This window comes from Xylophilus rhododendri (genome assembly GCF_009906855.1).
In the GTDB taxonomy this organism is placed as follows: domain Bacteria; phylum Pseudomonadota; class Gammaproteobacteria; order Burkholderiales; family Burkholderiaceae_C; genus Xylophilus; species Xylophilus rhododendri.
In genome coordinates this window covers 5017783-5031694 of record NZ_CP047650.1, presented here as the reverse complement: position 1 = coordinate 5031694, position 13912 = coordinate 5017783, and the positions used below count along the sequence as shown (strand labels likewise).

General features: G+C 70.8%; 13 protein-coding genes. 6 read left to right on the top strand and 7 right to left on the bottom strand.

The window, feature by feature from the left end:
- Positions 1 to 8: 8 nt before the first annotated feature.
- From GT347_RS23290 to GT347_RS23280, 3 genes are all read right to left on the bottom strand, one after another.
- Positions 9 to 803: a hypothetical protein gene (locus GT347_RS23290; protein ID WP_160554459.1), complete on the bottom strand. Its 795-nt coding sequence runs from the start codon at positions 801 to 803 to the stop codon at positions 9 to 11.
- A 240-nt stretch (positions 804 to 1043) separates the two neighbouring features.
- On the bottom strand, positions 1044 to 2039 hold the full coding sequence (locus GT347_RS23285; RefSeq protein ID WP_160554458.1) for a hypothetical protein: 996 nt from the start codon (positions 2037 to 2039) through the stop codon (positions 1044 to 1046).
- A 113-nt stretch (positions 2040 to 2152) separates the two neighbouring features.
- Positions 2153 to 3184, bottom strand: coding sequence for a hypothetical protein (locus GT347_RS23280; RefSeq protein WP_160554457.1), 1032 nt, complete (start codon positions 3182 to 3184; stop codon positions 2153 to 2155).
- Positions 3185 to 3360: 176 nt separating this feature from the next.
- On the opposite strand from GT347_RS23280, the gene panC reads away from it, so the two are divergent.
- Positions 3361 to 4200, top strand: coding sequence for a pantoate--beta-alanine ligase (panC, locus tag GT347_RS23275; RefSeq protein WP_160554456.1), 840 nt, complete (start codon positions 3361 to 3363; stop codon positions 4198 to 4200).
- 27 nt (positions 4201 to 4227) lie between these two features.
- Here panC and GT347_RS23270 read toward each other — a convergent pair whose 3' ends face one another.
- Positions 4228 to 5181, bottom strand: a complete 954-nt coding sequence (locus GT347_RS23270; RefSeq protein WP_229722442.1) for a LysR family transcriptional regulator — start codon at positions 5179 to 5181, stop codon at positions 4228 to 4230.
- A 123-nt stretch (positions 5182 to 5304) separates the two neighbouring features.
- Here GT347_RS23270 and GT347_RS23265 point away from each other — a divergent pair, with 123 nt between their 5' ends.
- Together GT347_RS23265 and GT347_RS23260 are read left to right on the top strand one after the other, a co-directional pair.
- On the top strand, positions 5305 to 6504 hold the full coding sequence (locus tag GT347_RS23265) for a M20 aminoacylase family protein (protein ID WP_160554455.1): 1200 nt from the start codon (positions 5305 to 5307) through the stop codon (positions 6502 to 6504).
- Between the two features lie 41 nt (positions 6505 to 6545).
- Positions 6546 to 7526 carry a Bug family tripartite tricarboxylate transporter substrate binding protein gene (locus GT347_RS23260; RefSeq protein ID WP_160554454.1) on the top strand — a complete coding sequence of 327 codons (981 nt, stop codon included), beginning with the start codon at positions 6546 to 6548 and terminating at the stop codon, positions 7524 to 7526.
- A gap of 13 nt (positions 7527 to 7539) precedes the next feature.
- Here the strand turns inward: GT347_RS23260 and GT347_RS23255 are convergent, their stop codons facing one another.
- Positions 7540 to 7800, bottom strand: coding sequence for a YfhL family 4Fe-4S dicluster ferredoxin (locus GT347_RS23255; protein WP_160554453.1), 261 nt, complete (start codon positions 7798 to 7800; stop codon positions 7540 to 7542).
- 93 nt (positions 7801 to 7893) lie between these two features.
- Between GT347_RS23255 and GT347_RS23250 the strand changes: the two genes are divergently transcribed.
- Entirely contained in the window at positions 7894 to 8844 is a 951-nt protein-coding gene (locus GT347_RS23250; RefSeq protein ID WP_160554452.1) for an ABC transporter permease, read from the top strand.
- Complete coding sequence (locus GT347_RS23245) at positions 8841 to 9653, top strand: ABC transporter permease (protein WP_160554451.1); 813 nt, start codon at positions 8841 to 8843, stop codon at positions 9651 to 9653. The genes GT347_RS23250 and GT347_RS23245 overlap by 4 nt, the downstream gene beginning before the upstream one ends.
- Here the strand turns inward: GT347_RS23245 and GT347_RS23240 are convergent.
- Entirely contained in the window at positions 9650 to 11080 is a 1431-nt protein-coding gene (locus GT347_RS23240; protein ID WP_160554450.1) for an MFS transporter, read from the bottom strand. The genes GT347_RS23245 and GT347_RS23240 overlap by 4 nt on opposite strands.
- Before the next feature lie 72 nt (positions 11081 to 11152).
- Here GT347_RS23240 and GT347_RS23235 point away from each other — a divergent pair, with 72 nt between their 5' ends.
- Positions 11153 to 12091 carry a LysR family transcriptional regulator gene (locus tag GT347_RS23235; RefSeq protein WP_160554449.1) on the top strand — a complete coding sequence of 313 codons (939 nt, stop codon included), beginning with the start codon at positions 11153 to 11155 and terminating at the stop codon, positions 12089 to 12091.
- Between the two features lie 18 nt (positions 12092 to 12109).
- Here the strand turns inward: GT347_RS23235 and GT347_RS23230 are convergent, their stop codons facing one another.
- On the bottom strand, positions 12110 to 13792 hold the full coding sequence (locus GT347_RS23230) for a thiamine pyrophosphate-binding protein (protein WP_160554448.1): 1683 nt from the start codon (positions 13790 to 13792) through the stop codon (positions 12110 to 12112).
- Positions 13793 to 13912: the final 120 nt, after the last annotated feature.

The window sequence follows — 13912 nt, the reverse complement described above, 5'->3', positions numbered from 1 at the left end:
CGGCCGGCTCACTGCTGCAGCTCCTCGAGGATTTTCCAGGCCCAGGGTGAAACGGCCTCCCGGACCGGCTCCGGCATGGAGGCGATGGCGCTCTGCAAGACCGGCCGCAGGTAGTGGAAGCCCTGGCCCTGTCCCGGCGCCGTCCAGTCGGGCCGTCCTTCGACGCCGGCGACCTGCATCAGTTGCCAATACAGCTCGGCCGCGTGCGGGCCCAGCATGCGCCCGTCGCCGTCGAGGCGTGAACAAGCCGTCTGGATGGCCGCCTGCAGGGATTCGAGCTGCCGGTCGAGGATGCAGGGATGCGGGTCCGCCAGCGCCCCCGCGGCGATGAATACCGGGCGCTCCGGCCGCGGCTCGCAGGGCTCGTGCAGTTCCGGAGCGGGCAAAGGCTCGATGCTCTTCGGCGGCACTCCTGTCGACAGCAGCGGCGGTGGCTCCGTCAGCCGCATCGCGGCCGGCGCGTACTCAGCTTGCCGGCGGCCTTCCTTCCTGTGCACGCTGTGCAGCATCAATTCGGCCTGATCGCCCAAGCGGCTCAAGGTGTCCAGCAGCTCGCTGCCATGCGAGGGCGGGAAGTTCCGCCCCAGGATGAGCTGGAGTTCGCGGTGCAGTCGGTCCAGCCTTTGGCTCAGGCCGGGCCAGGCCGGCGCGCTGCGCGGCAGCGCGCGGCACAGGCGCATCAGCCGGCGGTGGCGTTTGTCGATCTCCCGCTGTTCGCGTACATCGAAGCCGATGGCACCGAGCAGGAAGTCGCAGCAGGATGCATCGACGCTCGGAGCCCGCTGCGGCAGGCCGTCGAGCATCCGGCTGCTTTCCCGGGCAGAAGGCGGCGCACGGGGCGGCTTGCCTGCCGATGCATGCTGCCCGGCACCAGGGCCGACGCGGACCCAGGATGTTTTGACGCGATAGGACGAAGGAAAACCCACGGTGACTCCGGCAGGGATGAAAACAGCCAATTTCTCGCCGCGTTCTCCACACCGCCAGCCCATATTGCGCATCCCGATCTCCCGGACGAAGGCGCGCTGCCGGGCCGGCGCCGGCGCTCACGGCTGCAGCTCTTCCAGATATTCCCAGGCGATGTGGGCGATGGCCTTCATACGCGTCTCGGGCATGAGGTCCAGGGCTTGCTGCAGGACCTCACGCAGGTCGAGGTACTTCCCGCTCATTTCCGGGGACTGGTCGGTGAAATATCGGATGTCGGCACCGGCGACCTCCAGCAGCTGGAAGAACAGCGCGGCCGCATGCCGGCCCTCGATTTGCCCCTTGCCGTCCGTCCGGTCCCAGGCCCTCTGGAGGACGGCCTTCAAGTTGGCGATCCGCCGGACATCCATGGAGAAGGGCATCGGATCGGGCAGCGGATCGGGCAGCGGAGCCGCGGCCATGAACTCCGGGTGGCTGGGGGGGAGCATCCTTTGCCTCAGTCCGGATTCGAACGCGGGCAGGAACACCGGCTCGAACTCCAGTCCGGGCTCGGGTTCGGAATCCTCGAGCGAGTCGGACACCAGCGAAGACCGGGCGCTGAGCGTGGACGGCTTCATCCATTGCGTGGCCCCCGGCGCATGCTTGCGCAGCAATGCGTCCTCCTCCTCCTTGCGCAACCCTTTCCTGTACAGGCTGAACAGCAGCAGCCGGGCCTCTTCCTCCATCCGGCACACCTCGTCGAGGAGTTCGAAGCGCTGCGTGGGCTCGAAGCTCCTGCCTTGTATGCCGCCCAGGTCCTGGTGCAGCTGTTCGAGCCGCCCGTTCAGCTCGGGCCAGGCCGGCTTGCTGCGAGGCAGGCCGGCGCACAGGCGCATCAGCCCGCGGTAGCGCGATTCGATCAGCAGCTTGTCCGGTGACGGGTAGCCGATGAAGGCGAACAGCGATTCGCAACGGGATTGCAGCACTTGCGGAGCCCGCTGCGGCAGCCTGTCGAGAAAGCCCTCGCCCGCCGCCGACGGCGGCGCAGGGGCCGGCTGGCCGCCGCTTGTGTCCTGTTCGGTCTCCGTCCGGAGCATGGGTGCGCAAGCATCGGCGTGGCGATACGGAGGAAATTCCATGGTGACTCCGACAGCTTGAAAACCTCGAATTTCCCGCTCCGCCGCCGCCGCTGTCCGCCGTCTTTGCGCATTTGCCCACTCCAGCCGAACTCCGGCCGAAACCGCGGTGGACCTCAGGCCCGCATCGAGGCGATCACCTGATCGAGCAAGGGCCGTTGCGCAAGCTGCGCATGCGGCTTCAGGCGCAGCAGCGAACTCAGCAGTTCGGCCTTGGTGCCGCGCAGCCGGGGAATCTCCGGGTCCAGCACCTCGAGCGTGCGCTGCGCCAGCTCGCACACCGCCTGCACCAGCCCCGCATCGGCCCGGCACAGCAGCTGCTGTGCCACCGTGGCGGCCGTGCCCAGCTTGTCGCAGCACCGGTCGCGCCGCAGCGCACCGACGGTCTCCAGCATGAAGGCGGCCCGTTCGATGAAGGCTGCGCCGTCGAGCATCTGCAGCGCATTACGCATCAGCCCTGCCAGGGCGCCATCGGCCAGGCTGACGCCCGGGGTGTTCAGCATCAGCGCCAGCACGGTGTTCTCGGCCGCGAAGTCGCTGCCGTCGAAGCGCTGGTGCAGGTAGTGGTGCAGGCTGCCGGTGACCTGGCCGATGGCCACCAGTTCCGTCCACAAGGGCTGGCGCCTGCCCCGCGGCAGCTGGCGCACGAAGTCCATGCATTCGCGGTAGAGGCCGCGCAGCGCCTGTGCCTGCCCGTCCACGGCGGCCGGGGCCAGCCACCCCGGCGGGGGCCGGCCGCCGGCCGGCACCAGGCCGTTCTGGCGGTCCACCAGGATCTTCTTGCGCCAGTCGCGCAGCCGGCGCAGCGCCTGCAGCAAGGGCCTGCGGCCACCGGGGCGGACAGGCTGCCGGCACCAGCCGGCAAAGGCGGCGGTGGCCGCGTCGCCGGCTTCGTCCGCCTGCATGGCCAGCGCGACCCGCGCGCCCAGGGCCTCGGCCGCCAGTACATGGGCCATGCCGTTGCCGGACCAGTAGGCATCCGGCGACGGATCGGCCGGACCGGACACCGCCGCCGCCCAAAAGGGCAACACATCCGGATCGGCCAGGTAGCTGCACACCTGCAGCAGCGACAGCTCGCTGAGGTCCTGCAGCCGGGTGGCCGGGATGGCTGGGCCCGTCCTGGCCGTGCCGCAGCCGGCTGCCGCCATACCGTTCATTCCTGGCCTCGAATTTCATGATGAAGGCTTCGCACTGTGCACAGGCAGCGCCTCGGCGCTTCCTGGCAAGCCGAAGCACCGGGGCCGCGACCGAAAACCGACGCTGTTAGAGTTCCGCTCGCCGCGCGGCCGCCCGTGCCCAAACGAGACGAGACAAGACCAGCCCGATGCTCATCGCCCATTCCATCTCCGACCTGCGCGCCCTGCTCGCGCCCTACCGCAGCCCGGCCTTCGTGGCCACCATGGGCAATCTGCACGACGGCCACCTGGCCCTGCTGCGCAGCGCCCGCGGACTGGGCGATGTGAGTGTGGCCAGCATCTTCGTCAACCGGCTGCAGTTCCTGCCGCACGAGGATTTCGACAGCTATCCGCGCACCTGGGAGCAGGACTGCGCGCGGCTGGAGGAAGGCGGCTGCGACATCCTCTTCGCGCCGCGCGAGGCCGATCTCTATCCCGAAGCGCAAACCTTCAAGGTGCTGCCCGACCCGGCGCTGGCCGACATCCTGGAGGGCCATTTCCGCCCCGGCTTCTTCACCGGCGTCTGCACCGTGGTGCTCAAGCTCTTCAACTGCGTGCAGCCGCGTTTCGCGCTCTTCGGGCAGAAGGACTACCAGCAGCAGATGGTGGTGCGCCGCATGGTGCGCCAGCTGGCGCTGCCGGTGGAGATCGTGACCGGCCAGACCGAACGCGCCGAGGACGGACTGGCCCTGTCCTCCCGCAACGGCTACCTCGACGCCGCGGCGCGCGCCGAGGCGGTGCAGCTGCCGCTGGCCCTGCGGGCCCTGGGCGATGCGGTGCGGGGCGGCCGCCGCGACCTGGACGCCCTCGAAGCCGAAGCCGCGCGCAGCCTAGCCGCCCGCGGCTGGCAGCCCGACTACCTCACCGTGCGCCGGCGCGCCGACCTGCTGCCTCCGCAGCCCGGCCATGCAGACGACTGGCATTCGCTGGTGGTGCTGGGCGCCGCGCGCCTGGGCGCGACCCGGCTGATCGACAACCTGGAAATCTGACGATCCAGCGCCCGCCGGACCGCACCCTCAGTGCAGGTCCACCGAATAGAACACCCGCCGCAGCTCCGGATCGTCCGACGCCGCGCTGGCCTGCACCTGCGCCATGAAGTGCGCCAGGAAACGTTCGGCCGGCAGCGAGGGCCGCGCCTGCGCCCGCCGGATCACGCCCACCGTGCGCGGCGCGAAACGCTCGCGCAGCTGCATCGCCACCACCCGGCCGCGCAGCGCATCGGTCTCCACCAGCGGCCAGGGGCAGAAGGTGAGCATGTCGGTCTGCTGCACCAGGGTCAGCATCAGCGAGGCGGACTGCGCCAGCACGATGCGGTGGCGCGGCACGGCGGCGCCATGCTGCAGGAAGAGCTGGCGCATCATCGCCTGCTCGCCGCCGGGGGCGAAGTTGAGCAGCCAGTCGTCCTCCAGCAGCTCGTGGATGGAGCGCACCCCGGCGCGCGGATGGCCGGCCCGCGCCATCACCGTGGCCTCGTAGGTGAACAGCGGCGTGGCCTGCAGGCCGGCCATCTCGTCGGCCTCGGCGATGCGGCCGATCATCAGGTCCAGCGAGCCGTCGCGCAGGCGCGGATAGGCGACGGAGGAATAGCCGTCCAGCATCTCCAGCTGCACATGCGGCATGTCCGCCCGGAACGGAGGCAACACGCGCGCCAGCAGGCTTTGCGCCACCCAGGGGGTGATGCCGATCGACAGCCGCTGCGGCGTGCCCGCATCGCGGTGGCGCGCCAGTTCCGCCTCGGCCTGCTCCATCTGCAGCAGGATGCGCTGAGCATGCTGCAGCAGGTCGCGCCCGGCATCCGTCAGCACCAGGCCGGCGCTGTGGCGGGTGAACAGGGCCAGGCGGCAATCGGCCTCCAGCTCGCGCAGGCCCTGGGTCACCGCGGCCTGCGTCACGCCCAGCGAACGCGCCGCCGCGCGGATGCTGCCCTGCGCCGCGACGGCGACGAGATAGCGGATCTGGTGCAGCTTCATGCCCCGGATTATGGGCAGCGGCCAGACAGGCAGCGCTGCGCGGCGCCAGGCACAGCCTGTCTGCGCAGGCCAGGGGCCGCTTCCTAGACTTCGCCGCAACCACCACAAAAGCAAGACGAAGACATGACACACGCCCTGGACCTCGACCCCGTGCTGCCCGGCATCCGCGCCATCGAGCAGGAGATGGTCGCCCTGCGCCACCACATCCACCAGCATCCCGAGCTGGCCTTCGAGGAGTTCGCCACCAGCGACCTGGTGGCGCAGCGCCTGGCCGAATGGGGCTACGCGGTGGACCGGGGCCTGGGCGGCACCGGCGTGGTCGGCACCCTCAGGCGCGGCGGCGGTTCGCGTGTCATCGGCCTGAGGGCGGACATGGACGCCCTGCCGATCCACGAGGCCACCGGCCTGGGCTACGCCAGCAGCGTGCCCGGCAAGATGCACGCCTGCGGCCACGACGGCCATACCGCCATCCTGCTGGCCGCCGCCAAGCACCTGGCGGCCGAAGGCGGCTTCGACGGGACGGTGCACCTGATCTTCCAGCCGGCCGAAGAGGGCCTGGGCGGCGGCCGCAAGATGATCGAGGACGGCCTCTTCGAGCGTTTCCCCTGCGACGCCGTCTTCGGCCTGCACAACATGCCAGGCTTTCCGGCGGGCAAGTTCGGCTTCAAGGCGGGCTCCTTCATGGCCTCCTCGGACACGGTGCTGATCTCGGTGCTGGGCAAGGGCGGCCACGGCTCGGCGCCGCACCTGTCGGCCGACCCCGTCGTGGCGGCGGCGCACATCGTGCTGGCGCTGCAGACCATCGTCTCGCGCAATGTCGATCCGCGCGACGTGGCGGTGATCTCGGTGGGCGCCATCCATGCCGGCGACGCACCCAATGTGATCCCGGACAAGGTCGAGATGCGCCTGTCGGTGCGCGCCTTCCGCCCCGAGGTGCGCGCCATGCTGCGCGATCGCATCACCGAAGTCGTCCAGGCCCAGGCCGCCACGCTGGGCGTGCGCGCCGAGGTCGACTACCGCTGGCGCTATCCCGCCCTGGTCAACGACGAGGCCAGCACCGCCTTCGCCCGCCAGGTGGCGCTCGACTGGCTGGGCGAGGACGGCCTGCTGCCGGACCTGCAGCCGATCACCGGCAGCGAGGACTTCTCCTTCATGCTGGAGAAGGTGCCCGGCAGCTACTTCATCGTCGGCAACGGCGTGGGCGAGACCCACGGCAGCGGCGGCTGCATGGTGCACAACCCCGGCTACGACTTCAACGACGCCATCCTGCCCATCGCCTCCAGCTACTGGGTGAAGCTGGCACAGGAATTCCTGGCCGGCTGAAGGCCGACACGCTTTTTTTCCTCTACTCCGGGCGACACGCCATGTTCAAGCTCTCCTTCCTCCGTTCCTGCCTGGCGGCCGCGCTGGCCTCGGCGGCGCTGCTGCCCGCGGCCCATGCGCAGAACGACTATCCGTCCAAGCCCATCCGCATCGTGGTCGGCTACCCGGCGGGCGGATCGGTGGACATCGCCGCCCGCATCCTGGCCGACGGCCTGGGCCCGCGCCTGCATGCCGCCATCGTGGTCGACAACCTCGGCGGCGCCGCCGGCGCCATCGCGGCGCAGAAGGTGGCGGGCAGCGCGCCGGACGGCTACACCCTGCTGGTCGGCGCCAACAACGAACTGGCCGCCACCGGCACGGTGAACCCGGCGCAGAAATACGACCCCGAGAAGGACTTCACCCCGGTCGGCCTGGCCGTCACCGCGCCGGTGCTGCTGGTGGCCGGCCCCAAGGCGGGCGTGAAGACGCTGGACGAATTCGTCGAGGCGGTGCGCCGCAAGCCGGGCCAATACAGCTACGGCAGCTCGGGCGTGGGGTCCATCCTGCATTTCGCCGGCGAACTCATCAAGCAGCGCGCGGGCATCTTCATGACCCACATCCCCTACCGGGGCACGGCGCCGCTGCTCAGCGACCTGGCCGGGGGCAACATCGAGTTCGCCATGATCTCGCCGGCCGCCGCCGCGCCCTTCATCCGCAGCGGCCGCATCACCGCCCTGGGCATCAGCAGCCCGCAGCGCAGCCCCGCCATGCCGGGCGTGCCGGCGCTGGCGGAGCACCCCCGCTTGAAGGGCTACGAGATGATCGGCTGGTTCGCGCTGGTCGGGCCGCGCGGCCTGCCGCCCGAGGTCAATGCCCGGCTGGCCGCCGCCCTGCAGGCCACGCTGCAGGATCCGGCGATCCGCAAGCGCCTGGACGAGGCGAGCATGGTGCCGGCCAGCGGCAGGGAGGATGTCGCCGCGATGATCCGCGCAGACGTGGCCCAGTACCGCAAGCTGGTGGACTTCGCCCACATCCGCGACTGAACCCGCGCGGGGCTCAGGCGGCGGGCGACGCCTGCGTCAGCCGGATGTACTTGGCGAACAGGCTGCCCTGATCCTCCACGAATTCCGGGTTGCCCGGAATGCAGGCCACCGGGCAGATCTGCACGCACTGCGGCTCATCGAAATGCCCCACGCACTCGGTGCAGCGCTGCGGGTCGATCACATAGATCGTCTCGCCAGCGGAAATCGCATCGTTGGGACATTCCGGCTCGCAGACATCGCAGTTGATGCACTCGTCGGTAATCATGAGGGCCATGGGCGCGATTATCCCCGGCCGCGCAAACACCCTGGCGCTGTCAGGGCGCACCGCCATAATCCGCAGCTGATGCCACCGCCCACCGCCCCCTAGATGACGGCCTTCATCGCCAGACGCCTGCTCGGCCTGCTCGTGACGCTGGCGGCCATGGCCGCCCTGGTCTTCTGGGCGCTGGACATCCTGCCCGGCAACGCCGCCCAGATGGCCCTGGGCCCCGACGCCGCGCCCGAGGCGGTGCGCGCCCTGGCCACCCAGATGGGCCTGGACCAGCCGGCCTGGAGCCGCTTCCTGCACTGGCTGCTGGCCCTGCTGCACGGCGACCTGGGCACCAGCGCCAGCTATGGCGATCCGGTCTCCACGCTGATCGCCGAACGCCTGGCGCTGACCGTGCCCCTGGCCCTGCTGGCCATGCTGCTGACCTGCGTGCTGGCCCTGGCCGTGGGCGTGACCGCCGCCGCCCGCCACCGCAGCGGCACCGATACCACGCTGATGGCGATCACCCAGATCGGCGTGGCCGTGCCCAACTTCTGGCTGGCCATCCTGCTGGTGCTGCTGTTCGCGGTGAAGCTGCAGTGGTTCTCGGCCGGTGGCTTCGACGGCTGGGACCAGGGCATCGCCGAAGGCCTGCGCGCCCTGTGGCTGCCCGCCGTGGCGCTGGCGGCGGTGCAGGCCGCCATCCTGGCGCGCTTCACCCGCTCGGCCGTGCTGGAAACCCTGCGGGAAGACTATGTGCGCACCGCCCGCGCCAAGGGCCTCAGCGAACGCGCCATCCTCTGGAAACATGTGCTGCGCAACGCCGCCGTGCCGGTCGTCACCGTGATGGGCCTGCAGTTCGCCGAGCTGCTGGCCGGCGCCATCGTGGTAGAGAACGTCTTCACCCTGCCCGGCCTCGGCCGCCTGGTCTTCCAGGCCATCGGCAACCGCGACCTGCCGCTGGTGCGCGGCTGCGTGATGCTGCTGGCCACCCTGGTGGTGCTGGTGAACTTCGCGGTCGATGTGCTGTACGCCGCCATCGATCCGCGCCTGCGCGGGGCCGCGCGATGAAGCGCCCTGGCCTGATCGCGGGCGCCCTGCTCGTCGCCCTGCTGCTGATGGCGGCCGGCCTCTCCTACCTGTGGACGCCCTGGCCGCCCTTCGAGATGGCCATGGCCGACCGGCTGCAGCCGCCGTCGTGGCCGCACTGGATGGGCACCGACGCCTACGGCCGCGACATCGCCTCGCAGCTGCTGCTGGGCGCACGCGCCTCGATCGCCGTGGGTGTGGCCGCCGTCGCCATCGGCCTGGTCGCCGGCACCGCCATCGGCCTGCTCGCCGCCGCCCGCCGCGGCTGGACCGAGGATTTGCTGATGCGCCTCACCGACCTGGGCCTGGCTTTCCCCGCCCTGCTCACCGCCGTGGCCCTGACCGCCGTGTACGGCCCCGGCATCGGCAACGCGATGCTGGCCATCGGCCTCTACAACGTGCCGACCTTCGCCCGCATCGCCCGCGCCGGCGCCCGATCGGTCTGGGCCCGCGATTTCGTGCGCGCCGCCAAGGCCACCGGCCGCGGGCCCTGGGCGATCACCTTCGTGCATGTGCTGCCCAATATCGCGCCGCTGCTGCTGGTGCAGGCCACCGTGCGTTTCGGCGTGGCCATCCTGGCCGAGGCCGCCCTCTCCTACCTGGGCCTGGGCACCCAGCCGCCGATGCCGTCGTGGGGGCGCATGCTCAGCGAGGCGCAGACGCTGATGTCCACCGCGCCCTGGCTGGCGATCTTTCCCGGCGCGGCCATCGCCATGGCGGTGCTGGGGGTGAACCTGCTGGGGGACGGGCTGCGGGACTGGCTGGATCCGAGGCTGGGCGGCGGGCGTTAAGCGCCCCGATGCCCACTCACCTGCTGCCCCGCATCCCGCGGCAGCCGCCAGGCATCGATCAGCGACAGCAGCGTCAGCAAAGCCATCAAGCCCAGCGCGAAGCGGAAATCCGCCACACCCGGCGTTCCGCCGTGCCCGCTGAAGTTTTCCGACAAACGCAGCGCCACCGCGCCCAGCGCGATGCCCAGCCCCGAACTCAGCTGCTGGAACATGCTGAACATGGTGCTGGCCCCGGCCGTCTGCTTCGGCGTGGTGTCGCAGAAGGCCAGCGTGCCCACGGCGGTGAACTGCATCGACCGGGTCATGCCGCCGAACACCAGCACCACCGCCATCACCAGCCAGGACGTGTCGGCCGTGAGCAGCGCGCAGCCGATGAAACTCAGCGTCGCCAGCAGGCCGTTGCCCACCAGCGTGCTGCGGAAACCGAAGCGCCGCAGCAGGCCGGTGGTGGCCGGCTTGATGCCCAGGTTGCCGGCGAACAGCGCGATCATCAGCAGCCCCGACTGCACCATGCCGAAACCGAAGCCCAGCTGGAACATCAGCGGCATCAGAAAGGGCACGCTGCCGATCGAGATGCGCGACAGCGTGCCGCCCACCGCCGAGGCCCGGAACGTCTGCACCCGCAGCACCGATAGATCGACCAGCGGATGCTCCGCGCGCCGCAGATGCCACACCGCGAACACCAGCGAGGCGATGCCCACGCCCACGGTGGCCGCCACCAGCGGCCAGTCCACCGGGTTCTGCGTGGTCAGCTCCAGCCCGTAGAGCGTGCCGGCCAGGCCGACGCCGCTGGCCAGGAAACCGGTCCAGTCGAAGGGCCGGCGCACGCCGGGCTGGTTGTCGATCCAGCGCAGCGCCAGCAGCAGCGCGACCGCGCCCAGCGGCAGGTTGACGAAGAAGATCCAGTGCCAGCTCCAGTGGCTGGCGATCCAGCCGCCCATCGGCGGGCCGAGCAGCGGCGCGGCCAGGCCCGGCCAGGTGATGGTGGCGATCGCCTTCACCACCCCGCTCTTGGGTGTGCTGCGCAGCACGATGGCCCGGCCCACCGGCACCATCAGGGCACCACCCATGCCTTGCAGGATGCGGGCGATGACGAAGGCCGGCAGGCTCTGCGCCAGGCCGCAGGCCACCGAGGCCAGGGTGAACAGCAGCACCGCGCTGGCGAACACCCGGCGCGCACCGAAGCGGTCGGCCACCCAGCCGCTGACCGGGATGAACACCGCCAGCGCCAGCAGGTAGGCGCTGATGCCGGCCGACAGCGCCACCGGCGCCACGCCGAAGCTCTCGGCCATCGCCGGCACCGCGGCGGTAATCACCGTGGCGTCGAAGTTCTCCATGAAGAAGGCGCTGGCCACCAGCAGGGCGATGCGGCGCCCGCGCGCGGGATCGAGGGTGGCGGCGGCGGACGGGGCTTCGGCGGTTTTCATGCGGGATGGAGCTTAAGCGCTACCGCGGCGCGACAATCGCGGCTTTGCGTGGCGGACAAGGACAGGCGGGCGATGGCGATGGACGCGGCGGCGATCGAATACTTCCACAGCGTGGCGCGCCACGGCAGCATCTCGCGCGCGGCGGTGGAGCTGCAGATGGAGCAGTCCACCCTCACCCGCCACATCGGCCGGCTGGAGGACGGCATCGGCGTGCGCCTGTTCCACCGCAGCGGCCGCGGCATGGTGCTGACCGACGCCGGCAGCGCCCTGCTGCTGCAGGCCGAGAAGCTGGTCGAATCCCTGCGCCAGGCGCGCCAGCTGGCGGTGGAGCTGGCGGCCGATGCGCCGCTGCAGATCACCGTCGGCGCGCAGCCGACCATCGCGCAGATGTGTTTCGGCCCGCTGGGCCATGCGCTGCGCCAGCGGTTTCCGCATGCCCGCATCCGCCTGGTCGAGGGACTGGGCCACCGCCTGGTGCAGCTGCTGCAGGACGGCGAGATCGACACCGCCGTGCTCTACCTGCCCGAGCAGGGCCAGGGCATGGACTACGACCTGCTGCTGCAGGAGCCCCTCTACTGCGTGCTGCCGCCCGGCATGCCCCTGCCCGGCGCCAGCATCGACGTGCCGCGGCTGCTGGACCTGCCCCTGGTGCTGCCCAGCACCGCCCACGGCCTGCGCGGCCTGGCCGAATCGCTGGCCCAACGCTACGCCCAGCCCCTGCGGGTGGCGCTGGAATGCGACGGCTCCACCGCCCTGACCCGGCAGCTGGTGCATGCCGGCCATGGCTGCACCATCCTGCCGCTGGCCGCCGTGCAGGAAGAGGTCGAACGCGGCCTGCTGCAGGCGGTGCCCATCGAAGGCACCGACGTGCTGCGCGCCGTGGCCAGCGCCACCGCCCGCAACCGGCCGCCGGTGGCCGGGCTGCGCGAGGCCGGCCGCCTCATCCGGCAGGTGGTCACCCAGGTGGTGGATGCGCAGAAGTGGCCGGGCGTTCAAGGCATGGCCGGCTGAGCAGGACCTTGCGAACGCTCAGGCCGCCAGCCGCGCGCCCGGCGTGATCTGGCGCGGATCGGTCAGCAGCTCGATCAGCGCCAGGCCGCCATGGGCCTGGGCCCGTGCCAGCGCGGCGGGAAAGTCCTCGGTGCGGCCGACCTGCTCGGCGAAGGCACCGAAGGCCTTGGCCAGCGCCACATAGTCCGGCCCCTTCAGGCGGGTGCCGCTGATGCGGCCGGGATGGTGTTTTTCCTGGTGCATGCGGATGGTGCCGTACATGCCGTTGTTGACCACCAGCACCAGGAAGTTCGCGCCGTATTCCGCCGCCGTGGCCAGTTCCTGCGGGTACATCAGGAAGCAGCCATCGCCCGCGAAACACACCACCGGCCGCGCCGGATCGCGCAGCGCCGCGGCCACCGCCGCCGGCAGGCCGTAGCCCATGGCGCCGCAGGTGGGCGCCAGCTGGGTGTGCGGCTGGCGGTATTCGTGGAAGCGGTGCGCCCACACCGAGTAGTTGCCGGCGCCGTTGGTCACCACCAGGTCGTCGGGCATCTGCGCCGTCAGGTGCTGCACGACGGCCGTCATGTCCACGCCTTCGAAGTCGGCGGCCAGCGCGGGCGCGCGGCTGAAGGCCTCATGGTCGGCGCGTGCGCTGCGGGTGGATTCGGCCCAGCCGATCTGCGGCGGCGCGGCCAGCGTGGCCAGACCGGCCAGCGCCTGGCCGATGTCGGCCTGCACGCCGATGACGGGCTGGTAGACCCGGCCCAGCTCGGCGGCATCCACATGCACATGGATCAGCTGCTGCTTCGGCGCCGGCACCTCGAGCAGGGTGTAGCCGTCGGTGGCGATATCGCCCAGGCGGGTGCCGATGGCCAGGATCAGATCCGAATCGAGCAAACGCTGGCGCAGCTTGGGGTTCATGCCCAGGGACAGGTGGCCGACGTAGTTCGGATGGCGGTTGTCCAGCGCATCCTGGCGGCGGAAGGACACGGCCACCGGCAGTTTCCAGTGGCTGGCGAAGGCCTGCAGGTCGCGGCTGTGCGCCTGGCTCCAGCTGCCGCCGCCCACGATCAGCAGCGGCTGGCGCGCGGCCGACAGGGCCTGGCCGATGCGCTCCAGCACCGCCGGCGCGATGCCGGCCTGCTGCGTGGGCGCGGCCACGCAGACGGGGATGGTGCAGGCCTCGACCAGCATGTCCTCCGGCAGCGACACCACCACCGGCCCCGGCCGGCCCGAAGTGGCCACATGGAAGGCGCGCGCCAGGATCTCGGGCACCCGCTGGGCATCGGTGATCTCCACCACCCACTTGGCCAGCCCGCCGAACATCGCCTGGTAATCGACCTCCTGGAAGGCCTCGCGGCCTACATGCTCGCGGCTGATCTGGCCGACGAAAAGGATCATCGGCGTGGAGTCCTGCTGGGCGATGTGCACGCCGATGCTGGCATGGGTGGCGCCCGGGCCGCGGGTCACCATGCAGATGCCGGGACGCCCGGTGAGCTTGCCATCGGCCTCGGCCATGTTGGCCGCGCCCCCCTCGTGCTTGGCGACGACGAGATGGATGTCGGGCGCGTCGTGCAGGGCATCCAGCACTTCGAGATAACTCTCGCCGGGCACGCAGAACACGCGGTCCACGCCATGCGCCTGCAGCGATTCGACCAGGGCCTTGCCGCCGGTGCGCTGCCGGGCCTGGGATGCGCTGGATTCGGTGGATGCGGACATGTGCTGTTTTCCTTGGAATGTGATCGGCGGCGGCAGTTTAGGCCGGCCCATCGCGCCGCGCACCGGAATCGACCCATGTCTGTTATGCCGATTTCCCCTAGCCCGGGCCTGGGGCGCCCC